Annotated in this window: 25 protein-coding genes and 1 tRNA gene; 13 read left to right on the plus strand and 13 right to left on the minus strand. The window is 64.5% G+C overall.

What is annotated here, in order from left to right:
* Nucleotides 1-76 precede the first annotated feature (76 nt).
* The 3 genes from aroC (at nt 77) to B3E94_RS08135 (ending at nt 2,991) form a co-directional block, all read left to right on the plus strand.
* Entirely contained in the window at nt 77-1,168 is a 1,092-nt protein-coding gene (gene aroC / locus B3E94_RS08125; RefSeq protein ID WP_176512019.1) for a chorismate synthase, read from the plus strand.
* Between the two features lie 132 nt (nt 1,169-1,300).
* Nucleotides 1,301-2,455: an MFS transporter gene (locus B3E94_RS08130; protein ID WP_286913027.1), complete on the plus strand. Its 1,155-nt coding sequence runs from the start codon at nt 1,301-1,303 to the stop codon at nt 2,453-2,455.
* Nucleotides 2,455-2,991 (plus strand): oxidase, encoded by a 537-nt coding sequence (locus B3E94_RS08135; RefSeq protein WP_286913029.1) that lies wholly within the window; start codon nt 2,455-2,457, stop codon nt 2,989-2,991. Before B3E94_RS08130 ends, B3E94_RS08135 begins: the two co-directional genes overlap by 1 nt.
* 126 nt (nt 2,992-3,117) lie before the next feature.
* Here the strand turns inward: B3E94_RS08135 and B3E94_RS08140 are convergent, their stop codons facing one another.
* On the minus strand, nt 3,118-3,390 hold the full coding sequence (locus tag B3E94_RS08140) for a DUF3509 domain-containing protein (RefSeq protein ID WP_176512022.1): 273 nt from the start codon (nt 3,388-3,390) through the stop codon (nt 3,118-3,120).
* A gap of 267 nt (nt 3,391-3,657) precedes the next feature.
* Here B3E94_RS08140 and B3E94_RS08145 point away from each other — a divergent pair, with 267 nt between their 5' ends.
* Together B3E94_RS08145 and B3E94_RS08150 are read left to right on the plus strand one after the other, a co-directional pair.
* Nucleotides 3,658-4,182, plus strand: coding sequence for an ankyrin repeat domain-containing protein (locus B3E94_RS08145; protein WP_286913030.1), 525 nt, complete (start codon nt 3,658-3,660; stop codon nt 4,180-4,182).
* 60 nt (nt 4,183-4,242) lie between these two features.
* Complete coding sequence (locus B3E94_RS08150; RefSeq protein WP_286913031.1) at nt 4,243-4,773, plus strand: hypothetical protein; 531 nt, start codon at nt 4,243-4,245, stop codon at nt 4,771-4,773.
* A 120-nt stretch (nt 4,774-4,893) separates the two neighbouring features.
* Here B3E94_RS08150 and B3E94_RS08155 read toward each other — a convergent pair whose 3' ends face one another.
* On the minus strand, nt 4,894-5,832 hold the full coding sequence (locus tag B3E94_RS08155; protein ID WP_286913033.1) for a ZIP family metal transporter: 939 nt from the start codon (nt 5,830-5,832) through the stop codon (nt 4,894-4,896).
* A gap of 127 nt (nt 5,833-5,959) precedes the next feature.
* On the opposite strand from B3E94_RS08155, the gene B3E94_RS08160 reads away from it, so the two are divergent.
* The 4 genes from B3E94_RS08160 to B3E94_RS08175 all read left to right on the plus strand — a co-directional run bounded on the left by B3E94_RS08160 (nt 5,960) and on the right by B3E94_RS08175 (nt 9,222).
* Nucleotides 5,960-6,151 (plus strand): PLDc N-terminal domain-containing protein, encoded by a 192-nt coding sequence (locus B3E94_RS08160; protein ID WP_176512026.1) that lies wholly within the window; start codon nt 5,960-5,962, stop codon nt 6,149-6,151.
* A gap of 161 nt (nt 6,152-6,312) precedes the next feature.
* Nucleotides 6,313-8,367 (plus strand): LTA synthase family protein, encoded by a 2,055-nt coding sequence (locus B3E94_RS08165; protein WP_286913034.1) that lies wholly within the window; start codon nt 6,313-6,315, stop codon nt 8,365-8,367.
* Between the two features lie 108 nt (nt 8,368-8,475).
* The gene (locus tag B3E94_RS08170; protein ID WP_176512028.1) at nt 8,476-8,712 is read left to right on the plus strand and encodes a hypothetical protein; all 237 of its coding nucleotides are present in this window, start codon (nt 8,476-8,478) and stop codon (nt 8,710-8,712) included.
* Between the two features lie 174 nt (nt 8,713-8,886).
* Entirely contained in the window at nt 8,887-9,222 is a 336-nt protein-coding gene (locus tag B3E94_RS08175) for a ribonuclease E inhibitor RraB (RefSeq protein ID WP_176512029.1), read from the plus strand.
* Nucleotides 9,223-9,337: 115 nt separating this feature from the next.
* Here the strand turns inward: B3E94_RS08175 and B3E94_RS08180 are convergent, their stop codons facing one another.
* Together B3E94_RS08180 and B3E94_RS08185 are read right to left on the minus strand one after the other, a co-directional pair.
* On the minus strand, nt 9,338-10,138 hold the full coding sequence (locus B3E94_RS08180; protein WP_286913035.1) for a cytochrome c: 801 nt from the start codon (nt 10,136-10,138) through the stop codon (nt 9,338-9,340).
* Nucleotides 10,139-10,204: 66 nt separating this feature from the next.
* On the minus strand, nt 10,205-10,384 hold the full coding sequence (locus B3E94_RS08185) for a hypothetical protein (RefSeq protein ID WP_286913053.1): 180 nt from the start codon (nt 10,382-10,384) through the stop codon (nt 10,205-10,207).
* 280 nt (nt 10,385-10,664) lie between these two features.
* On the opposite strand from B3E94_RS08185, the gene B3E94_RS08190 reads away from it, so the two are divergent.
* Nucleotides 10,665-11,399, plus strand: a complete 735-nt coding sequence (locus B3E94_RS08190; protein ID WP_176512031.1) for an amidotransferase — start codon at nt 10,665-10,667, stop codon at nt 11,397-11,399.
* 63 nt (nt 11,400-11,462) lie between these two features.
* On the opposite strand, the gene B3E94_RS08195 is transcribed toward B3E94_RS08190, so the two are convergent.
* The 3 genes from B3E94_RS08195 to B3E94_RS08205 all read right to left on the minus strand — a co-directional run bounded on the left by B3E94_RS08195 (nt 11,463) and on the right by B3E94_RS08205 (nt 14,074).
* Entirely contained in the window at nt 11,463-12,434 is a 972-nt protein-coding gene (locus B3E94_RS08195; RefSeq protein ID WP_176512032.1) for a magnesium and cobalt transport protein CorA, read from the minus strand.
* Between the two features lie 63 nt (nt 12,435-12,497).
* Nucleotides 12,498-13,217 carry a lysophospholipid acyltransferase family protein gene (locus tag B3E94_RS08200; protein ID WP_176512033.1) on the minus strand — a complete coding sequence of 240 codons (720 nt, stop codon included), beginning with the start codon at nt 13,215-13,217 and terminating at the stop codon, nt 12,498-12,500.
* A gap of 167 nt (nt 13,218-13,384) precedes the next feature.
* Nucleotides 13,385-14,074 (minus strand): crotonase/enoyl-CoA hydratase family protein, encoded by a 690-nt coding sequence (locus B3E94_RS08205; RefSeq protein WP_286913037.1) that lies wholly within the window; start codon nt 14,072-14,074, stop codon nt 13,385-13,387.
* A gap of 289 nt (nt 14,075-14,363) precedes the next feature.
* Here B3E94_RS08205 and B3E94_RS08210 point away from each other — a divergent pair.
* Nucleotides 14,364-14,453, plus strand: a tRNA-Ser gene (locus tag B3E94_RS08210).
* A 197-nt stretch (nt 14,454-14,650) separates the two neighbouring features.
* Here B3E94_RS08210 and B3E94_RS08215 read toward each other — a convergent pair.
* The 3 genes from B3E94_RS08215 to B3E94_RS08225 all read right to left on the minus strand — a co-directional run bounded on the left by B3E94_RS08215 (nt 14,651) and on the right by B3E94_RS08225 (nt 18,553).
* Nucleotides 14,651-16,795: a TonB-dependent siderophore receptor gene (locus B3E94_RS08215; RefSeq protein ID WP_286913038.1), complete on the minus strand. Its 2,145-nt coding sequence runs from the start codon at nt 16,793-16,795 to the stop codon at nt 14,651-14,653.
* A gap of 87 nt (nt 16,796-16,882) precedes the next feature.
* Entirely contained in the window at nt 16,883-17,263 is a 381-nt protein-coding gene (locus B3E94_RS08220) for a hypothetical protein (RefSeq protein WP_176512042.1), read from the minus strand.
* A gap of 96 nt (nt 17,264-17,359) precedes the next feature.
* Nucleotides 17,360-18,553, minus strand: a complete 1,194-nt coding sequence (locus tag B3E94_RS08225) for an MFS transporter (RefSeq protein WP_236236159.1) — start codon at nt 18,551-18,553, stop codon at nt 17,360-17,362.
* Between the two features lie 107 nt (nt 18,554-18,660).
* Between B3E94_RS08225 and B3E94_RS08230 the strand changes: the two genes are divergently transcribed.
* Nucleotides 18,661-19,539: a LysR family transcriptional regulator gene (locus B3E94_RS08230; RefSeq protein ID WP_286913039.1), complete on the plus strand. Its 879-nt coding sequence runs from the start codon at nt 18,661-18,663 to the stop codon at nt 19,537-19,539.
* 40 nt (nt 19,540-19,579) lie between these two features.
* Here B3E94_RS08230 and B3E94_RS08235 read toward each other — a convergent pair whose 3' ends face one another.
* Nucleotides 19,580-20,329 carry a 3-oxoacyl-ACP reductase family protein gene (locus B3E94_RS08235; RefSeq protein WP_286913040.1) on the minus strand — a complete coding sequence of 250 codons (750 nt, stop codon included), beginning with the start codon at nt 20,327-20,329 and terminating at the stop codon, nt 19,580-19,582.
* A gap of 117 nt (nt 20,330-20,446) precedes the next feature.
* On the opposite strand from B3E94_RS08235, the gene B3E94_RS08240 reads away from it, so the two are divergent.
* Nucleotides 20,447-21,385: a LysR family transcriptional regulator gene (locus B3E94_RS08240; protein ID WP_286913042.1), complete on the plus strand. Its 939-nt coding sequence runs from the start codon at nt 20,447-20,449 to the stop codon at nt 21,383-21,385.
* Nucleotides 21,386-21,492: 107 nt separating this feature from the next.
* On the opposite strand, the gene B3E94_RS08245 is transcribed toward B3E94_RS08240, so the two are convergent.
* Both B3E94_RS08245 and B3E94_RS08250 read right to left on the minus strand, forming a co-directional pair.
* Entirely contained in the window at nt 21,493-21,963 is a 471-nt protein-coding gene (locus tag B3E94_RS08245) for a GreA/GreB family elongation factor (protein WP_176512047.1), read from the minus strand.
* A gap of 2 nt (nt 21,964-21,965) precedes the next feature.
* Entirely contained in the window at nt 21,966-22,358 is a 393-nt protein-coding gene (locus B3E94_RS08250; RefSeq protein ID WP_286913043.1) for a hypothetical protein, read from the minus strand.
* Between the last annotated feature and the right edge of the window lie 52 nt (nt 22,359-22,410).

The following is a 22,410-nucleotide window of genomic DNA, read 5'->3' on the forward strand; positions in this document are numbered from 1 at the left end:
CCGGGATGCCACGGACGGCCCATCCATCTGTATACTGCCGCTCTCGTTCACATTCAGGCAGATTCGCGGAGCGTCCATGTCCGGCAATACCTACGGCAAGCTGTTCACTGTCACCACCGCAGGCGAAAGCCATGGCCCGGCGTTGGTCGCCATTGTCGATGGCTGCCCCCCGGGCCTGGAGATTTCCCTCGCCGACCTGCAACACGACCTCGACCGGCGCAAGCCCGGCACCAGCCGGCACACCACCCAGCGCCAGGAAGCCGACGAAGTGGAGATCCTTTCCGGGGTGTTCGAAGGCCGTACCACCGGCTGCTCGATCGGCCTGCTGATCCGCAACACCGACCAGAAGTCCAAGGACTACTCGGCGATCAAGGACCTGTTCCGCCCGGCCCACGCCGACTACACCTACCACCACAAGTACGGCACCCGCGACTACCGCGGCGGTGGCCGCAGTTCGGCGCGCGAAACCGCCATGCGCGTGGCCGCCGGCGCCATCGCCAAGAAGTACCTGGCCACCCAGGGCATCCAGGTGCGCGGCTACATGAGCCAGCTGGGCCCGATCGAAATCCCGTTCAAGGGCTGGGAATCGGTGGAAAACAACGCCTTCTTCTGCCCCGACCCGGACAAGGTGCCGGAGCTGGAGGCCTACATGGACCAGCTGCGCCGTGACCAGGACTCGGTCGGGGCGAAGATCACCGTGGTCGCCGAAGGCGTGATGCCGGGCCTGGGCGAGCCGATCTTCGATCGCCTCGACGCCGAGCTTGCCCATGCGCTGATGAGCATCAACGCGGTCAAGGGCGTGGAAATCGGCGCCGGCTTCGCCAGCGTTGCCCAGCGCGGCACCGAGCACCGTGACGAGATGACCCCGCAGGGCTTTCTCAGCAACAACGCCGGCGGCATTCTCGGCGGGATCAGCTCCGGCCAGCCGATCGTCGCCCACCTGGCGCTGAAGCCGACTTCCAGCATCACCGTGCCGGGGCGCTCCATCGATGTCGACGGCAACCCGGTCGAGGTGATCACCAAAGGCCGCCATGACCCGTGCGTGGGCATCCGCGCCACGCCGATCGCCGAGGCGATGATGGCCATCGTGCTGATGGATCACCTGCTGCGTCACCGCGGGCAGAATGCCGAGGTGAAGGTCGCTACTCCGGTATTGGGCCAGCTCTGATTCGCTTTTGCCGGCCCTGTCGTCGGCAAGCCGGCTCCCACAGCATCCCCTGAAATCCATGGGATACCCTGTGGGAGCCGGCTCGCCGGCGATAGGGCCGGTACAGGCAACAACCCTTCACACTGAGTTCCGATGACTCCAATCCCCTACTGGCGCCTGTCCAGCTTCTACCTTTTCTACTTCGCCCTGCTGGGCTCGACGGCCCCATTCCTGGCCCTGTACTTCGACCACTTAGGCTTCTCCCCGGCACGCATCGGCGAGCTGGTGGCGATCCCCATGCTGATGCGCTGCATCGCCCCCAACCTCTGGGGCTGGCTGGGCGATCGCACGGGCCAGCGCCTGCTGATCGTGCGCCTGGGCGCGTTGTCGACCCTGGCCACCTTCTCGCTGATCTTCTTCGGCAAGAGCTACGCCTGGCTGGCGCTGGTGATGGCCCTGCATGCGTTCTTCTGGCACGCGGTGCTGCCGCAGTTCGAAGTCATCACCCTGGCCCACCTGCATGGCCAGACCTCGCGCTACAGCCAGGTGCGGCTGTGGGGCTCGATCGGTTTCATCCTCACCGTGGTGGGCCTGGGGCGGTTGTTCGAATGGCTGAGCCTGGACATCTACCCGGTCGCCCTGGTGACGATCATGGCCGGCATCGTCGCCGCCAGCCTGTGGGTGCCCAACGCCCGGCCGGCGGAGCAGGGCGAGCGCCCGGGGGCGGGCGGCTTCCTGGCCCAACTGATGGCGCCTGGGGTGGTCGCCTTCTATGCCTGCGTAGCGCTGATGCAGCTCAGCCACGGGCCTTACTACACCTTCCTCACCCTGCACCTGGAACACCTGGGCTACAGCCGCGGCGCCATCGGCCTGCTGTGGGCGCTGGGGGTGGTGGCCGAAGTGCTGATGTTCATGGCCATGAGCCGGATCTTCGCGCGCTTCAGCATCCAGCAGGTGTTGCTGGTGAGCTTCCTGCTGGCGGCCTTGCGCTGGCTGCTTTTGGGCAACCTGGCGGCTGAGCCTGCAGTGCTGATTTTTGCCCAGGTGTTGCATGCGGCGACCTTCGGCTGCTTCCACGCGGCCTCGATCGCCTTCGTGCAGGCCAGTTTCGGCCCGCGCCAGCAAGGCCAGGGCCAGGCCCTGTACGCCGCGCTGTCGGGCACCGGCGGTGCGTTGGGCGCGCTGTATTCGGGCTATAGCTGGAAATGGCTGGGGCCGACCTTCACCTTTGGTATGGCCAGCGCCGCAGCACTGGCGGCAGCCGTTATCATTGCCACTCGTTTGAACTCGACCAGGACACGCCGCTGATGAGCATCCTCTGTGTATTCCACCCCTCTAGCCCAGACTTGCCGAACAAGGTGCTGACCCACCACGACGACATCGCCGCGACGCTGGCCGAACAGGGCGTGCGTTTTGCCCACCAGCCACTGGCGCTGCGCGTGCGCCCGGGCGCCGGTGAGCAGGCGGTGCTGGGCGAGTGCCGCGAGTTGCTCGACCAGCTGATGACCGCGCACGGCAGCATGGCCTACCGCGTGCTGGATCGCGATGGCGCGCAGCCGGCGCAGGCCGACCTTCGTGATGAACATGTGCATGACGCCGAGGAGGTGTTCGCGGTGGTGAGCGGCCGTGCCCAGGTCGGCATGCGCCTGGGTGACAACGTGTATGCGGTGCTGTGCGAGAAGGGCGACCAGCTGGTGGTGCCGGCCAAGACCCGGCGCTGGGTGGAGTTGGGGGATAACCCGTTCTGCGTGGCGCTGCGGCTGTTTGCCAGCGAGCAGGGTGGGGAGCCGCGGTTTACCGGGGATGAAACGGCGCGGGCGTTTCTTGGGATCGATGAGCTGTAGTGTCTGACCCGGCCTCGTCGCGGATCAATCCGCTCCTGCAACAACGGTGCCCCGCCATCCCTATGGGCAATGCAGCAACCGTGTGCAGGCGCGGATTCAGCCGCGAGAGACCGGTACAGACAAACCTTATCGATAAGTCGGCAGAGCAAACCGCTGCTGACTCTGCAGCATCGAAATGACGGGCAGTTCGCTGGCCTGTTCAGCCAGGTCGCGGCGAATGGCGCTGATGGCCCAGGACAGCTGCTCGGCACTGTGCATTTGCGCGTAGGTCAGCACACGGCGGGTCACTTTGCCGTCAGCGGCGCGAAGGGTCAGCAGGATGCCACCATCGGGGCGAGGCTGGGTGGCGACCTGGTAGGCCGAGAACACCGAGACGAACTTTTCCTGGATGAGGTCCATATCAACTCCTGACTGTTAGATGGGCAGACGTGAGCTGATTGTTGCAGTGACCGTGCCAGAAAAGTCTCTTTGAAAAATTCCTTTAAATTCAGTGGCTTAAGGCGTTTTTTCTAGGGCGACATCGTGCAGGCTGCATGGTCGTGCATTTTGCACAGTGCATTTTGCACGAGCCCGGCCATCCCTATCGGCCCCATAGATTCTGAACCTTTGACCCCTTGGCCTTGCCTGACAAACACTTGGGCAATCTTTTCTGCCAGGAGGTTCCAGATGTCCGATCAACTCGCCCCCGCCGTCATGACCGATGACGAAACCGCAGCCTTTGCCGAGCAGGTGTTCGAACGCGCCCGCCAGGGCGATGCCGCGATGCTCGAGCGGCTGTTGGCCAGCGGCCTGCCAGCCAACCTGCGCAACCACAAGGGTGACACGCTGCTGATGCTGGCCAGCTATCACGGCCATCATGACGCGGTGCAGGTATTGCTGGCCCATGGCGCCGATCCGCTGATCGCCAACGACAATGGCCAGCTGCCGATTGCCGGCGCTGCGTTCAAAGGTGACCTGGCGATGATCCGCGTGCTGCTCGAGCACGGCGTGCCGGTGGACGCCGCCGCCCAGGACGGGCGCACGGCGCTGATGCTGGCGGCCATGTTCAACCGCGGCGACATCCTCGAGTACCTGCTGGCCCAAGGCGCCGACCCGGCGCACCAGGATGCCCGTGGCGTCACCGCGCTGATGGCGGCGCAGACCATGGGCGCGGTGGAGGCTGCGGCGCGCTTGCAAGCGCTGGCCGACTAACCGTTCGGGGGCGTTTGCGGCTATCCTTGGCGACTTTTCACCCGTCGCAGGCCCCCGTTCATGAAAAACCAGTTGCTCGAATTCATCCAACTCATCGCTGCCGGCTGCATGCGCGATGAAGACATCGAGCGCATCGCCGACGAGGCCGCCCAGGCCTACGCCGACCCGGCCGCCTTCCTGGCTGCCAACCCCGACATCAATTACGACGACAGCTTCCCGATCCCGCTGGGCGAATGGGTGGTGCTCGGCAGCCTGCCGGATACCGTGGTGTTCCAGGCCGACAGCTACCAGGAGCTGTTCCAGCACATCAGCGACTCGTTCGACAAGAGCGTGCCGTTCACCCTCAAGCCCAAGCAGCTGGCGCGTACCGAGCCGCTGACCGCGCTCAACCGCATCCAGGTGCAGATGGGGGCGCTGAACAAGGAGGCGGGCGGCTATGTGCTGCTCAACTTCAGCCAGTTGCTCGATGACGAGCTGCAGATGGTGATGGTGGGCCAGCACGACCTGGCGCGGGTGCTGGAGTTGGGCGCTGCGGTGGGAATCAAGGTGGAGCCGGCCTTGGAGGCGTTGAAGGTTGCCGTTCACGTTTGAGTGGATGGGGTGATTGCACTGGCCCTATCGCCGGCAAGCCGGCTCCCACAGGAAACAGCTGTGCAGTACCTGTGGGAGCCGGCTTGCCGGCGATAGGGCCGCAATGCCCAACCCAGAACCTCAACCCAGCGCGGTATCCAGAAACATCATCACCGCAAACCCGCCCATCAATCCCAGAGTCGCCGAGGTCTGGTGCCCATTGCGATGGGTTTCGGGAATCACCTCGTGGGACACCACGAAGATCATCGCCCCCGCCGCCAGCCCCATGCTGATCGGGTAGGCCAGGGCAAAGCCGGTGGAGATGCCCAGGCCGATCACCGCCCCCAGCGGCTCCATCAGCCCCGAACCAATCGCCACCAGCGCCGCCTTGAAGTTCGACAGCCCCGTAGCGCGCAAAGCCAGGGCCACGGCCAGGCCCTCGGGGATGTCCTGGATGGCGATGGCGCTGGTCAACGGCAGGCCGATGTTCATGTCGCCATTGGCGAAGCTCACGCCAATCGCCATGCCCTCGGGCAGGTTGTGCAAGGTGATCGCCAGCACGAACAGCCACACCCGGCTGATGCGCTCCGCCTCGGGGCCGCAGGGGCCGGTGCTCTCGTGTTCATGGGGGGTGAAGCGGTCCAGGCCGAGCATCAGCAGCACGCCAAGGCCCATGCCCAGCACCACGGTAAAGGCAGCCGCCGGGCCGTTGCCGGTGATTTCACGGGCGGCATCCAGGCCCGGCAGAATCAACGAGAAAGAGCTGGCTGCCAGCATCATGCCGGCGGCAAAGCCGAGCATCACATCCTGGCTGCGGGTGCTGACGTCGCGCAGCACCACCGCCAGCACCGCGCCCAGCGCCGTGGCGCCGAACCCGGAAAGGCCCCCCAGCAGCGCCAGGTGCAGGTTGTCGGCATGGTCGCCATTGATCGCATTCCAGAAGCTGGCCGCCAGCAGCACGATCACCGCCAGCAGGCTCACGCCCAGGCCAGCGCTGAGCCAGGGGGTGTTGATCACCTGTTGCCGCCAGGCACTGAACAATGAGGCAGGGGCGGCGCTTTGGGTGTGGGCAGGGGGCATGGGCACCTCGAACTGATGGATACAAGCAGTCTATCCAGTGACCGGCGCAGGCGGCCAAGGATTCCCTTCTATCGCCCTGATAGCTGACTATGCTCAGCCTCGTGAACGTTCAAAGGGAGTGACCGACATGGGTTCGACATTCAATGGCCTGGTTGGCCTGATCATCCTGGCCCTGGATATCTGGGCAATTCTCAATGTGATCAAGAGTAACCGCGAGATAGGCGTCAAGGTGCTGTGGATTCTGCTGATCGCCTTGCTGCCGGTGATCGGGCTAGTGATCTGGGCGATTGCCGGGCCCAGGGGCGATGTGCGCATCTGAGCACAGCGGCGTGCCCGTGACAGGGCCGCCGCAGACAAAAACAGCAACAGAGCCGTGACAAAATTTTCACATTGGTTTAAACAGAATCCGCACCCGCACAATGCTGCGTTGGTATAGCCAGCGCCATCTCCGCAACCCGCAATCCTAGGACTTCCACATTCATGGCTAACACGGATGCCTTGAAGCAACAGGGCGCGCGATCTTTCACGCCGACCTTGAAATCGCACCTGGCCTACACGCTGCTCAGCGGCCTGGTAATCATGGTGATGCTCAGCCTGGTACGCCTGGCGCTGCTGGTCTACAACAGCGACATGATTGGCGACACCCCCTACTCGACAGTCGCCGAAGGCTTCTTCAACGGCCTGCGCTTCGACCTGCGTGTGGTGGTGTACCTGAGCATCCCGCTGTTGCTGGCGATGCTCAGCCCCTGGGCGATGGCCCAGCGTGGCCTGTTCCGCTTCTGGCTGACGCTCTCCTCGAGCGTGGTGATGTTCCTCGGCCTGATGGAGATGGACTTCTACCGCGAGTTCCACCAGCGCCTCAACGGCCTGGTCTTCCAGTACATCAAGGAAGACCCGAAAACCGTGCTGAGCATGCTCTGGTACGGCTTCCCGGTGGTTCGCTACATCCTAGCCTGGCTGTTCGGCACCTGGCTGCTGAGCCTGCTGTTCAAGGGCATCGACCGCCTGACCCGGGGCAATGGCCAGCAGCGCGTGGCGCCCTGGTACAACCGCCTGGCGGTGTTCATGGTGATTTTGCTGGTGGCCGTGGTCGCCGCCCGTGGCACCCTGCGCCAGGGCCCGCCCATGCGCTGGGGTGATGCCTTCACCACCGACTCCAACTTCGTCAACCAGCTGGGCCTGAACGGCACCCTGACCCTGATCGACGCCGCCAAGAGCCGCTTCGGCGAAGACCGCGCCAATATCTGGAAGCCGGTGCTGGAGCAGAAACTGGCTACCCAGACCGTGCGCGAGCACTTGCTGACCCCTTACGACACCCTGGTCGATGCCGACGAGGCTGCAGTGCGCCGTGACTTCGTGCCGCCGGCCGAGCGCACCCTGCCGATCAAGAACGTCGTGGTGATCTTGATGGAAAGCTTCGCCGGCCATTCGGTCGGTGCCCTGGGCAGCCCGAACAACATCACCCCGTACTTCGACAAGCTGGCGAAGGAGGGTCTGCTGTTCGACCGCTTCTTCTCCAACGGCACCCATACCCACCAGGGCATGTTCGCCACCATGGCCTGCTTCCCCAACTTGCCAGGCTTCGAATACCTGATGCAGACCCCGGAGGGTGGCCACAAGCTGTCTGGCCTGCCGGCCCTGCTCAGCGCCCGTGACTACGACGATGTGTACGTCTACAACGGCGACTTCGCCTGGGACAACCAGTCCGGTTTCTTCGGCAACCAGGGCATGACCACCTTCATCGGCCGTAACGACTTCGTCAACCCGGTGTTCTCCGACCCGACCTGGGGCGTGTCCGACCAGGACATGTTCGACCGCGGCAACGAGGAGCTGGCCAAGCACGACGGTAAAAAGCCGATCTACGCGCTGCTGCAGACGCTGTCCAACCACACCCCGTATGCGCTGCCAAAAGACCTGCCGGTGGAGCCGGTGACCGGCCAGGGCCGCCTGGACGAGCACCTGACCGCCATGCGCTACTCCGACTGGGCGCTGGGCCAGTTCTTCGAGAAGGCGCGCAAGGAGCCGTACTTCAAGGACACCCTGTTCGTCATCGTCGGCGACCACGGCTTCGGCAACCAGCAGCAGGTCACCGAGCTGGACCTGGGCCGCTTCAACGTGCCGCTGTTGCTGATCGCTCCGGGCATCCAGGAGAAGTTCGGCGCGGTCAACCACACCGTCGGTACCCAGGTCGACATCGTGCCGACCATCATGGGCCGCCTCGGTGGCGAGACGCGCCAACAGTGCTGGGGCCGCGACCTGCTCAACCTGCCTGAGGGCGACCAGGGCGTGGGCATGATCAAACCGTCGGGCAGCGAGCAGATCGTCGGCCTGGTGCAGGGTGACCGCATCCTCATCGAGTCCAAGGACATGAGCCCGCGCATGTACCGCTACCAGCTGGGCCGCGAGTTCAAGGCCGAACTGATCGAGAGCCCGGACCAGCCGGAAATGCTCAAGAAGCTCGAAGCGTACATCCAGACCGCGACCAAGAGCTTGCTGGACAACACCGCCGGTGTCGTTCACGGCACGCCAAAGTAACAGCGATTTCATCTGTGCCAGGGCCGAGTGGACTGAACAAATCCCCTCGGCCCACGGTCAAGCAATTACAGGCATCAACTCCGATGTTCTCTGCTTGAGGGCTATTCGATGAAAGAGTGGGAAGTCATCTTTGCCGACCAGAAAGGCGAGCCGACCACGTTGGTGATGCACGGGGAACTGTGCCCCAGCGAGGAAGAGGCGGCCCGCGCCATTCGTTCGCATCTGTTTCCGGTCATGGATGAGCTGGACCTCAACGACTTCCAGGACCGCGCCCCATCCCCCACGGCACGCTGGCTCAAGGAGCAGAACGGCGTGATCATCACCAGTATCAAAGCAGCATCCTGACCCGCAGGTTGGCGTGGTGCCGTGCCAGGCACTACGCTGGTGGGAGGTGTAGGCCTTTTCTGCGGGGCCACACCTATTCAGTTCGCGTCTTGCATCAGCTCGATCTGCCGGCCGTTTCGGCAGGTGCGTAGTGCACGGAAAGTCTATCCATCGCTTTATTCGGGAGGACGATTCATGAGCAGCAGCCAGAACGACGATATCAGCAGCAATGTCCTGCGCCAGATGAAAGCTGGCGGTTTCGATTTCACCCGCATCCATCCCATCGAGTTCTACGCGGTATTTCCCGACGAGGCCAACGCGCGCCGGGCGGCTGGGCAGTTTCGTGGCGAGTCGCTCAATGCCCAGGTGCATGAGCGCGACGACGGCGCGTGGCACCTGGAACTGAGCAAGGTCATGTATGCCACCTATGGCGGCATCGGTGACTTCGAGGAGCGCTTCGAGCAGGTCGTTTCACCCTACGGCGGCGAGGTCGAAGGGTGGGGTGTCAAGCACGAACGGCCGATTGCCTGAGTTTTGCGGTGGCTTCTTCGCGGGACAAGCCCGCTCCCACAGACATCTCACTGAATCTGAAAACACTGGGGTACCTGTGGGAGCGGGCTTGTCCCGCGAAGAAGCCACCGCAAGCTCAAGGCTTGCGCTTGGCCATATGCCCCAGGTAAGCCAGCAAGGCATCCAGTTCCTGTTCACTCAGCACACTTTCGGCAAACCCCGGCATCCGTGCCTGGGGCCACTGCCGCAAGCTTTGCGGGTCGCGAATGTACTGGCGCAGGAACCCCGGCTGGAAGTACTCGGTCGGGTTGTGCGGCACATTCAGGTCCGGCCCGAACTGCGCATCACCGGCCCCGTTGAGCCGATGGCAGGCCAGGCAGTTCTGCTGGAACAGGGCAAAGCCCTTGCGCACCGGATCATCGGCCGGCAGTTTCGAGTCTGGCAGCAGTGCCGGGAAGCGTTGCTCGACAGGCGCCAGGCGGCGGATCGTGGCGATCTGAAACGGCCATTGCTCCGGGCGGATGCCGCTTGCCTGTGGGTTGGTCCACACCAGGTAGAACGGCCCGGCACTCGGCTTGCCTTTGCTCAAGGCAGGCCAGGGCTTGCCTGGGTCTTCGACCGCCAGCCAGGCCCGTGCCGGCCCGTCCTGCAGCAGCGGGGCGGCGGGCATTTCAGCGGCGAAACCATCGAGCGCCACAGCCTGCAGATGGTCATCGGCAGCGATGCCTGGCAACAGCGTGGCCAGCGGCACCGCGCGATAGCGCATGGGCCGCTTATAGGAAACGTCTTGTTCGATGCTGATATCGCGGGCCTGGGGCAGGCTCAGCAGCTCGGCGCTGTCCAGCTGGCGCGGCGTACCGCCCAGTTCCAGGTGCAGCTGCGCCGCCGACAGCGGCAGGCTGCAGAGCAGGGCGAGCAGGGCAAAGCAACGGCGCATGGGCATTCTCCGACCATCAAGGCCGGCAGGTTACCTGTGCATGACCGGTGAACGCCACAGCCACCATCAGCCGAACAAGCGCGTGAGGTTCGGCAGGATCAGCAGCAGCGTGGTGGCGAACAGAATGAGCCCAGCTTGGCGAAGTTTCGATTGTCTGAACATGGCGGACCGCCTTCTTGTTGTTATTCCTGAATACCCGTTGGCTTCCTTGTCGCGCGTCGGGTCGATCACAGTGGCGTGGAGCACGCCGGTACTGCTTGCCTCTTTGAAATCGATATACAACCAACAGTAGGGGCTGCGTCATCCCTGTTTCAGAACCCTTTGTTCTATTGGCCCAATCCGAAATCGCGATGTGCTATGAGGCCAAAGGCCATTTCGCTGGCATGTCCTGACTAGACGGCCGCGAATCTGCCATCGCCAGTCCGGCAAAATGTGACCGTTCGTCAGTGCAGCCTACTTGCTTGTACGTGCCTTTCGCGTCAGTCTTTACAACAGATTCCCACCCATGTCGTTCAGGACTATCCCTATGTCGTTACGCATCTGCATCCTTGAAACCGATGTCCTGCGACCGGAGTTGACCGCGCAGTACCAGGGCTACGGAAGGATGTTCGAGCAGCTCTTCTCGCGGCAGCCGATCGCAGCCGAGTTTTGTGTGTACAACGTGATGAACGGCGACTATCCCCCCGATGGCGAACGCTTCGACGCCTACCTGGTGACCGGCAGCAAGGCTGACTCGTTCGGCAACGATCCATGGATCCAGACGCTCAAGGCCTACCTGTTGAAGCTGTACGAGCGTGGCGAGAAGTTGCTGGGCGTGTGTTTCGGCCATCAACTGCTGGCGCTGACCCTCGGTGGCAAGGCCGAGCGCGCCGACAAGGGTTGGGGGGTGGGCGTCCACCGTTATTCACTGGCTGCGCACGCGCCGTGGATGGACCCGCAGGTGTCCGAGCTGAGCCTGCTGATCAGCCACCAGGACCAGGTGACCGAGCTGCCGGAGGGCGCCACGGTGATTGCCTCGAGCGATTTCTGCCCGAATGCGGCGTATCACATCCGTGACCAGGTGCTGTGCTTCCAGGGCCATCCGGAGTTCGTCCACGACTACTCGCGGGCGCTGCTCGATGCGCGCCAGGACTACCTGGGCGATGAGGTGTATCACAAGGCGGTGGCGAGCCTGGCTACCGAACACCAGGGCGACCTGGTGGGGGAGTGGATGATGCGTTTCGTCCAGCAGTCGGGCAAGGCAGGCGATAGCGCTGCCTGATCGACGAGCCAGCCCCCACAGGCTCGACAGCCTGTGGGGGCTGGCTTGCCAGCGATGAGGCCCTCACAGCCAGCCGGATTTCTTGAAGCTGGCATATAGCCCGGCACAACCCAACCCGATCACCCCCAGCACCGCAAAATACCCGTATTGCCAGTTCAGCTCGGGCATGTTCTGGAAGTTCATCCCGTAGATCCCGGCAATCGCCGTCGGGAAGGCCAGGATCGCCGCCCACGCTGCGAACTTGCGCTGCACGATGCTTTGCCGTGACGACTCCAGCAGCATGCCGATCTCGATGGTCTGGCTGGCGATGTCGCGGATCCCGGCCAAATCCTCCATCTGCCGCGTGACGTGAATCTGCACGTCGCGAAAATACGGGCGCATGTTCTTGTCGATGAACGGGAAGCTCAGCCGCTGCAGCTCCTCGCTCACCTCCACCATCGGTGCCACGTAGCGGCGCAGCCTGAGGATGTCGCGACGTAGGCTGTGCAGGCGGCGTATGTCTTCTTCCTGCAGCGAGCCGCCGAGCACGCTTTGCTCCAGCTCCTCGATCTCGCCATGGATCGCCTCGCTGACCGGCTGGTAGTTCTCGGTGACGAAGTCGAGCAGGGCATACAGCACGAAATCTTCGCCATGCTCCAGCAGCAGCGGCCGCGCTTCGCAGCGCTGGCGCACCAGGGCGTAGGATTTGGAGTGGCCGTTGCGGCAGGTGATGATGTAGCCGTTGCCGGCAAAGATGTGAGTTTCGATGAACTCCAGCTTGCCTTCATGGCGCACGGGCGAATAAGTGACGATGAACAGCGCATCGCCGAAGGTTTCCAGCTTGGGCCGGCTGTGTTTTTCCAGCGCGTCCTCGATGGACAGCTCGTGCAGGTTGAACTGGCGCTGCAGATTGGCCAGTTCCTCGGCGTTGGGCTCTTCCAATCCGATCCAGACGAAATGCCCAGGCTTGCGCGCCCATTCGCTGCCTTCGTCGATATTGATGTTGGTGACCTTCCTGCCGGCGGCGTACACCGCCGATGCCACGACTCGACCCATGGTGATCCACTTGTTCGGTTGCACACGGGTTACAGCTTGGTCGTTAGCGGCCTCAAGAGCAACCTAGGGGTTGCTCAGTTCACCTTCCATGCGGTCGATGCACTGCTGCATCTGCGTGCGGCACTGGGCGATCAGCGCCGGCAGGTCTTGCTGGCTGAGCCCGGCGGTGGCGATTGGCGGCAGCGAGCGCACGATCACCGTGCGCTTGCGCCAGCTATTGAGGCTCAGGCGCCGGGTGTAGCGGCTGACGCACACCGGCACGATCGGCACGCCGGCCTCGATGGCCATGTGGAAGGCGCCTTTCTTGAATGCCAGCAGCTGCTCTTGGGGGTTGCGCGTGCCTTCCGGGAAGATCCAGATCGAGGTGTCGTCACGCAGGATGCGCGTGGTCACCTGCATGGCCTTGCGCGCCTGGTAGGCGTTGCTGCGGTCGATCAGCACGTTGCCGCCAAGCCAGAACAGTTGGCCGAACAGCGGAATCCAGCCCAGGCTCTTCTTGCCGATGGCGACGGTGCGCTGCGGCACCACGTGGCCGAGGATGAACAGGTCGAAGTTCGATTGGTGATTGGCCACGATCACGCAGCCGGGCGGCTGGTCCCATAAAGGGCCGACCTCGGCCTTGACCTGGATGCGCATCAGCCAGGTCGCCGGGATGCTGTAGAGGCGGGCGAACACGCGGCTGTTGTCGCGGTTGAAGGGGCGCAGCAGGCCGATCAGCAGACCGATGCAACCCACCAGCAGAAAGTGCAGCGCCAACAGGAGCATGCGAAGGGAGTAGAGCATTGTACGACTCACACCAGACAGTCGCGGCGCAGTGTACGGCTGTGCACTGGCTGGGGCAAACCTTGGTGTGTGTCAGTACTGGCCTCTTCGCGGGCAAGCCCCCTCCCACCGGGCCTGCACTGCATCTACCTGTGGGAGCGGGCTTGCCCGCGAAGAGGCCACAAGGGTCAGCCCATATGGCCTTGATCCAGCAGGATCGCTTCATCCAGCAGATCCAGCAGCCCCTTGCGCACCTTCAACTTGGTGTTCTTGTGCGCCAGCATGTTCAGCTTCTTCAGCTCACGGGCCGCTGCCAGCGCGGTTTCCTGCAACTGCTCGGCCGGCACTACCTTGTCCAGGAAGCCTGCATCCAGCGCGTCCTTGGGGTCGAACATCTCGGCATTGATCACCGAGCGGTGGAAGGCCGAGCGGCGCAGGCGGTCGCGGGCCAGTTCGATGCCGGCGTGGTGCATGGTCATGCCGATCTGCACCTCGTTCAGGCCGATCTTGTACGGGCCTTCGACGCCGATGCGGTAGTCGCCCGACAGCAGCAGGAAGGCGCCCTTGGCCACGGCATGGCCCGGGCAGGCCACGATCACCGGGAACGGGTGCGACAGCAGGCGCCGGGCCAGGGTGGAGCCGGCGGTGACCAGGCTGACCGCCTGCTGCGGGCCGGAGGTCATCACCTTGAGGTCATAACCACCCGAGAGAATGCCCGGCTGGCCGGTGATGATCACCACGGCGCGCTCCTGGGTGGCGCGGTCGAGGGCGGCATTGAAGGCCGTGATGACATCCGGGGAGATCGCGTTGACCTTGCCGTTGTTCAGGGTCAGGGTGGCGATGCCGTCTTCGGCGTGGTAGGTAATCAGCTCGCTCATGACAGAGTCCTTTAGGTGGCGTGGCGACGACGTTACCCAGCGGCGCGGGCCAGGTAAAGCAGCAAGGCTGACCGGCCAGTCAGTGGGCGGGCGCCACGCCTTGGTGCAGCGGGGTAGAGCGTTGCCAGGCCGTAAAAGCGCAGGCGAGATTGGCAGCATTGCCCTGGCGCCCTCGGTTTTTCGGTGGGTTGGCTTAAATGCATGAAAAATTTGAAAAAAATACTTGCCAAAGAAAAGCTCTTCCACTAAATTAGCGCGCCTCGACAGGGTGAAAGCCTTGAAGAGAAACGGTGAAGTGTCCGAGTGGTCGAAGGAGCACGCCTGGAAAGTGTGTATACGAGAAATCGTATCAAGGGTTCAAATCCCTTCTTCACCGCCACATTCTGCGAAGAGCCCCCGAGCTGAAAAGTTCGGGGGCTTTTTGCATTCTGGGTCAACCAAACTGTCCAACCTCTTGTGGGCAGTCCAGTCTGTGGGAGCGGGCTTGCCCCGCGAACCAGGGCGAAGCCCTGGCCAAACACCTCGATTGCCGCGGCCGGCCTCTTCGCGGGGCAAGCCCGCTCCCACAGTAGAAGGTCAGAAGCTGACCGAAGCCGACAAGCGCGCCGTGCGCGGCGCCCCCTGGAACAGGTAGTTGTCGCCCAGGTAATCGCCCACGTCCCGCCAGTAGCGCTTGTCGAACAGGTTATCCACGGTCAACCGCAGCACCGTGTCATACCCCCCGATGCGCGTGCGATACCGGCTCCCGACATCGAACACGGTATACCCGCCAACCGCCACATTCCCCGCCTGGCTCGCATACTTGCTGGCGCTGTAGCGCGCCCCGCCGAGCAACGCCAGGCCCGGCAGCGGCAGGCTGTACTCGGCGTGCAAGGCCGCGCGCAGGTTCGGCACGTTGATCGCCTGGTGGCCTTCGTAGGCATTGGTGCCGCTCTTCTTCACCCGCGCGCGAATCGCCGCGGCGCTGGCCTGCAGCTGCAGGTTGGAGGTCACCCAGCCGCTGGCGCCCAGCTCCAGGCCGATGTTCTTCTGCTGGCCCTGCTGCACATAGGTGAAGCTGCCATCGCCTTCCGGCCGTGCGTACTGGTACCCCTGGCGAATCTGGAACAGCGCGGCGCTCAAGCTCATGCCCTGCCAATCGCGCTTGATGCCGAGCTCCAGCTGATGGGAGAGGGTAGGGGCGAGAATCTCTGCGGCGTTGCTGGCAAACCAGGGCGCCGTGCCGCCGGCCGACAAACCCTTGGCGTAGCTGGCATACAGCGTGGTATCGGGGCGCGGCTTGTATATCAGCGCGGCATTGGGCAGCAGCTGGTATTGCTGGGTATGGCGCCCGGCTGCGCCATTTTCGTCCCAGGTCTTTTCGTCCAGGCGCACTTCGCGGGCGCCGAGCACGGTCTGCCAGTGTTCGTCGAAGGTGATGCGGTCACTGATGAACACCCCGTACTGGCGGCTGTCCAGGCGCCGCTCGCTGGCGCCTATTGGTCTGTCCGACGGCGGCACCGCAGGCGCGCCGGTGTAGATGTTGCCACTGCCGCCGATTGTCGGTTCATTGTAGTTAGGGCGCTGGTCGAGGGTGCGGCGTTGCGCGCTGCTGCCCAGGGTCAGCTCGTGGCCGACACCCAATGCATCGAAGCGGCCGTTGAGCAGGGCCTGGGCTTCATCGATGCGGCGGGTGTCGTCGGGGCTGCGAAAGTCATAGATGTCGTAGTCGCCTTCGGGGCTGAAATGCGACTGCATGCCGCCGCCGCTGCCCCAGGCAAAGGCGCTGTAGTCATCGATCACCACCTTGCTGCGCGAGGCGCTCAAGGTGCCGCTCCAGGCCTCGTTGAAACGGTATTCGAAGCGCCCGCCCAGGTTCAGCGCATCGTTTTGCACGGGTTTGGCCCAGTGCTGGTAGGCCAGGCGGTCATCCGGGTCGATGCCGTGGGGCAGGGCGCTGCCGCCAAGCAGTTGGTAGCCGGGCACCGAGCGCTGTTCGCGGTGCTGGTACTCGGCATCGAGTTGCAGCGTGGCATCCGGGTTGATCTGCCAGTCGAAGGCCAGCGAGGCGAAGTCGCGCTTGCCGTCGGCATGCTCGACGTAGGAGCGGATGTCCTCGTGGGCAAGGTTGGCGCGCAGGCCGAACTGGCGCTCGCTGCCGAACCAGCCGCCAAGGTCGGTGGCCAGGTAGCGCTCGCCCTGCTCGTTGGTCGAGACCGTCACGCTGCGCACGTCCGCGGCGCGCTTGGTCACGTAGTTGATCAGCCCGCCGGGCTCCGACACGCCGCTTTGCAACCCCGACAAGCCCTTGAGCAATTCGACCTGCTGCTTGTTCTCCAGCGCCACGTTCTGCTCGCCGGCAATGGTCTGGCCATTGATGCGGTAGCTGCTGGCCGCGTTGAGCTCGAAGCCGCGCACGTTGAAGTTTTCGTAATAGCCGATGGGCGCGTAGCTTTCGCCGACCGAGGCATCGCTCTGCAGCACCTGGCTGAGCAGGCGCACCTGGCGGTCTTCGATCAGTTGCTGGTTGAACACGCTGACCGCCGCCGGCGTGTCGAGCAACGGCGCGGCCTGGAACCCGCCCACCGAGGCTTCCCGCGCCTGGTAGCCGTCGTCGCCGTAGGTGTCGGAAACCTGCACCGGGGCCAGCACGACGCTGTCTGCGGCCGTGGCATGCGGGCAGTGCAAGGCCAGGCCCAGGCTGAGCAGGCTCAGGGGCAGGCGGGGGTGAGGCAGAGGCATTACCGGAGTCCTTAGCTGGCGCAGACCGCACGGCGCCCGGGTGCAGGCGCGGTGCGGTCAAAAAGCCGCCATGTTACCCGAAGACCCTCAGTCTGCGTTGGCGGGCCGCCGGTGCTGGCGCCAGCTGTCGTCGATCTTCGACCAGGTCTTGCCGTCGGTGACCGCCATCAGCTTGCGGCCATCCTTGAAGGTGGCCAGGAAGGTGGCTTCCTGCTCCTTGCCGCCGAGCCAGAGCCCGGCCAGCAAGCCCACTGGGCCTGCTACCAGGGCGCCGGCCACGCCCCAGCCGATGGCGGTACCGAGGCTGCGGTTGGATTCGAGGCTGGCCAGGCGCAGGTCGCTGATGCGTGCCAGAGAAATCCGCTCGCCAGGCGAAGGGCTGCGCGGGGTCTTGAGTGTGAGCGATCCATTGCGAAACTCGCCTTCACCTTGCAAGAAATCGCCGGATTGCACCGTGAGTCTTGTCATTGTGTCGTCCTGTCAGTGGAAGGGCTTTTGACCTGGGCTTTAATGAGCGCCGCGGCGCCAGGCAAGTCAACGATCAGGCGACAGAGGGTAGCGGCGCTATGTCGCGGGAGCCTGCATGGCCCGCTGGCGCTTGCGTTCGGCGCCAACCCAGACCAGCAGTGCCAACGTCCCGATGGCCAACCCGGCGACCACGATGCCCATCCAGCCCTGATGCTGGAACAATTGCGTGCCCAGCAACGAGCCTAGCGCGCCGCCGATGAAATAACAGGTGATGTAGCCGGCATTGAGCCGCGTGCGTGCCTCTGGCCGCAGGGCGATCACCGCATTCTGGTTGCTCACGTGCACCAGCTGCACTGCCAGGTCCAGCACCAGCACGCCTACTAGCAACGCGGCCAGCGAGTGCTGGGCGAAGCCCAGCGGCACCCATGCCAGCAGCAAAGCGACCAGGCCCACGGTAGTACCCAGCGAGCCCTTGCCGCGGTCTGCCAGGCGCCCGGCCCAGTTGGCCGACAGCGCACCCGCCGCACCGGCCAGGCCGAACAGGCCGATCACCGCGTCGGAATAATGGTAGGGCTCGTTGGCCAGCAGAAACGCCAGGGGCGTCCAGAACAGAGCGAACAGGCTGAACGCCAGCAGGCCCAGCAACGAACGCAGGCGCAGCACCGGCTCCTCGACGAACAGGCGGAACACCGAGCCGATCAAGGCCGGGTATTTCAGCCCCGCATGGCTGTCGTGTTGCGGCAGGCTGCGGTACAGGGCGACGGCGGTGATGGCCATGAGCACGGCGGCCAGCACATAGATGCTGCGCCAGCCCCCCAGTTCGGCCATGAAGCCTGCCGCCGTGCGCGCCAGCAGGATGCCCAGCAGCAGGCCGCTCATCAAGGTGCCCACCACCCGGCCGCGCTGCTCGGGTGCGCTCAAGGTTGCGCCCAGTGGCACGAGAATTTGCGCCACCACCGAGAACAGGCCCGTGAGCACGGTACCCAGCAGCAACCAGGGCAGGCTCGGGGCGCAGGCGCTGATGACCAGGCCCAGGGTGGCGATCGCGGTCATCACCACGATCAGCCGGCGCTGCTCGAACAGGTCACCCAGCGGCGCCAGCAGCAACAGCCCGGCGCCATAGCTGAGCTGGGCGGCGATGACGATGCTGCCGGCGCTGGCGGTGCTCAGGCCGAACTGCTCGGCGATGCTGTGCAACAACGGTTGGGCGTAGTAGTTGCTGGCCACGGCCAGGCCGGTGGCGGTGGCCATCAGCAGGATCAGGGCACGGCTCAAGGTGGGGGCGTTCATGGCAATCTCGGTGCGGGCAGTGGTGAGTGGCAATTAGTATCTGGAGTTGTCTGGCATGACGCCAATGTATAGTTATCAGCTTATCCATCTCAAAAGCAGATAGATCGATGAACCTCAAGCAGCTTGAATATGCCTTGGCCGTGGCCGACACCGGCAGCTTCACCCGCGCCGCCGAGCGCTGCCATGTGGTGCAGTCGGCGCTCAGCCATCAGGTGGCGCGCCTGGAGGCGCAACTGGGCGTCAGCCTGTTCGAGCGTAGTTCGCGGCGGGTGCGCCTGACGCCTGCGGGCGAAGCCTTCGTGCTCAGCGCCCGCCCGGCCGTGGAGGCTGCGGGGCGGATTGCCGATGACGTGGCCGCGGCCTGTGGCCAGGTGCGTGGGCGGCTGTCGATTGGCGAGATCAGTTCGCTGACCGCGCTGGACCTGGTTGAACTGCTGGCGCAATTTCATGGCCGCTACCCGGATGTGGACGTGCGCTGGCTCACGGCCAAGAGCGAATGGCTGATAGCGGACGTGTGCGAGCGGCGCCTGGATGTGGGGTTCATCGGCCTGTGGCAGGGCGAAGTGGTGCAGGGTGTTCAGCATCGTCTGCTGGCGCGTGAGGAACTGGTGGCCTTGTTGCCATTGGGCCATCGCCTGGCCGGCCGCCCCCAACTGACGCTCGCCGATCTGGCTGGCGAGGTGCTGGTGGATTTCCCTGAAGGTACCGGCGCGCGGCGCCAGACCGATGAAGCCTTCCAGGCGGCGGGGCTGGTGCGGCGGGTGCAGTTCGAGATCGGCCATATTCGTCTGGTGGAGAAATTCGTGCAGCGGGGCATGGCGGTCGGGCTGGTGCCCGAGCGCAGTGCCCAAGGTATCCCGGGCGTGGCGGTCGCGCGGCTGGCCGATGCGCCCGTGCGGCATTTGTATGCGGTGTGGTCGAACAGCCCCACGCCTGCAGCGCGGGCGTTTCTGGGCATGCTCGATCAGCAGCTGATGCCGGGCTGAAAGCGGTTGCCGGTACGCACGGGCACCGGCAACCGTTCGATCAGGCTGCGAAGCCGCCGTCGGCGGTCAGGCTGGCCCCGGTGATGTAGCCGGCTTCCGGACCCGCCAGGTAGGCGACGAAGCTGGCGATCTCGTCGGCTTGGCCGTAACGCCCGATCGCCATCAACGGGATCAGGCTCTCGGCGAACTCGCCGCTGGCCGGGTTCATGTCGGTGTCCACCGGCCCCGGTTGCACGTTGTTCACGGTGATGCCCTGCGGCCCCAGGTCACGCGCCATGCCTTTGGTCAGGCCCACCAGCGCCGACTTGCTCATGGCATACGGTGCCCCGCCGGCAAACGGCATGCGCTCGGCGTTGGTGCTGCCGATGTTGATGATGCGCCCGCCCTGGCCCATGTAGCGGGCGGCGGCTTGGCTTGCGACGAACACGCTGCGCACGTTGACGGCCAGGGTGCGGTCGAAGTCCGCCAGGTCGAAGTCGGCCAGTGGCGCAACCGCCAGCACGCCGGCGTTGTTGACCAGGATGTCGAGGCGGCCGAAGGCTTTCACGGTGTCGTCCACCGCCAGTTGCACGGCAGCGGCGTCGGCGCTGTCGGCGCGCAGGGCCAGGGCCTGGCCGCCGGCGGCCTGCACTTCTTCGCCCAGGGCCTGGGCCGGGCCTTCGGAGCTGACATAGGTGAAGGCCACCTGGGCACCTTCGCGGGCCAGGCGGCGCACGATGGCGGCGCCGATGCCGCGCGAACCGCCCTGGACCAGGGCCACTTTGCCTTCGAGGTTAAATTGCTTGGACATGCTGATCTCCTGCTGGAAGCAAGGCCGAATGCCTTGGATGGGCGCAGTATCGACCGTTGATTACCTACTGATAAGATGGCAATCACTATCAGCAGAGTGAACCTTTGGTTGGCAATCATGGCCACGGAATCCTTTAGCGCCCTCGAATGTTTCATCCGCAGCGCCGAGGTCGGCAGTTTCGCCGAGGCAGCCAGGCGCCTGAGCCTGACCCCGGCGGCAGTGGGCAAGCACGTCGCCCAGTTGGAAGCGCGCCTTGGCGTGCGGCTGTTCCAGCGTAGTACGCGCAAGCTGACCCTGACCGAGGCAGGGCAGCGATTTCTCGGGGAGGTGAGCGACAGCTTTCGCACCATCCAGTACGCCGTGGCCAACCTGGCAAGCGCCGAAGGCCAGCCGGCGGGGCTGTTGCGGGTAAGCATGGGTACGGTGTTCGGCCGGCTTTATGTGTTGCCGCTGCTGGGCGAATTCTTGCGGCGCTACCCGGCGATCACCCCGGACTGGCATTTCGACAACCGCCAGGTCGACCTGATCGGCCAGGGCTTCGATGCCGCCATTGGCGGTGGCTTCGAACTGCCGCCCGGGGTGGTGGCGCGCAAGCTGACGGTGGCGCATCGGGTGTTGGTGGCGTCACCTGGCTACCTGCAACAGCATGCGCCGATCGAACACCCCGAAGTGCTGCAGCGCCACGTTGGGATATTGATCCGCTCACCGCAAACCGGGCGTGTGCGCAGTTGGCCGCTGACCAGCCGCGCGCAGGAGCAGCAGCCTTTGCTGCTGCGCCAGGCGATGACCATGAGTGATTCCGATGCCGCTTGCGCGGTGGCCGTGCAGGGGTTGGGGATAGCCTTGGTGAGCCTGCCGTTTGCCGTGCCTTACCTGGACGCCGGGGCGCTTTTGCGGGTGTTGCCGGATTGGTATGTGGACGATGGGCATATCAGCCTGTACTACGCCGGGCACAAGCTGTTGCCGGGCAAGACCCGGGCGTTCATCGATTTTGTGGTGGAGCAGTTTGCCGAGCGGGGGTTGGCGGGGCGCTTCGATGCGTTGGCTCAAGGGTAAGACGGTGTTGGCCCTATCGCCGGCAAGCCGGCTCCCACAGGTACTCCACTGCTCTCAGATTCAGCACAAGAACTTGTGGGAGCCGGCTTGCCGGCGATAGGGCCGGCTCAGGCAACCGCGATAACGAAGAACACCTGCGCCCCCAGGCTCACCTCATCGTCGATCTTCCTGCCAACCAGCAACTGCCCCAGGGGCGAGCGCGGGGTAATCACGGTCACCAACCCATCCCCCTCGCCAATCTTCAACCCCGCTGCCTCTGGCCCCAGAAACAGCAGCCGCTGCCCGCCATCCTCATCCTCCAGCGTCACCAGGTTGCTCACCTGCACGCCCCGCGCCGGGTCGTAGTCACGCAGCAGCAACTGCTGGTAGGTCAGCAACGCCTGGCGAATTTCGGCCGTGCGCCGGGCCTGGCCGGTGGCCAGGTACGAAGCCTCCAGGCCCAGGGTGTCATACTTGTTTTCGGCGATGTTCTCTTCGGCGGTGGCGGTTTCGTAGGCGGTCTGCGCCGCGCGGCGCAGCACCTCCATGTCCGCTTCCAAGGCGGCGATGATGCCGCTGAGCAGGGTGGCCTTGTCCATGATCAGTAACAGAACTCCAGCACGTTGGCCTGGCTCTTGTCGGTTGGCGCAGTGCGGTTCTGCGACAGCCAGAACTGGCACTTGGGGCTGTTGAGGTTGCGCGGGTTGCCCTGGGCGGCCTCGGCGGCCTGCTGCAGCTCCTGCTTGTGCAGGATGGCCTTGTAGCGCTCGAACATCTCGCCTTGCGCATCGGCAGGTGCTGCGGGCGCTGGCGCTTTGCGGGCAACGGCCGGGGCGAGTACCTGGGCCACCGGCTGCACCTGCTCTGGCCACAGACGCAGGGCCAGCCACAGGCTCAGGGCGATGGCCACGGCGCCGAGCCACAGGCCAAAGGCCACGCAAACGATGAGCTGCAGGGGCTTGAGGGTGATCTTCAGTTCACGGTGGCGGGGCATGGCGGCCTCCTGGCAGGGCGGGTCGAGGCGCCATTGTCGCATGGCCTCGGGC

Origin of the sequence: Pseudomonas sp. UBA6315, from assembly GCF_002438125.1 — a bacterium.
Classification (GTDB): domain Bacteria; phylum Pseudomonadota; class Gammaproteobacteria; order Pseudomonadales; family Pseudomonadaceae; genus Aquipseudomonas; species Aquipseudomonas faucium.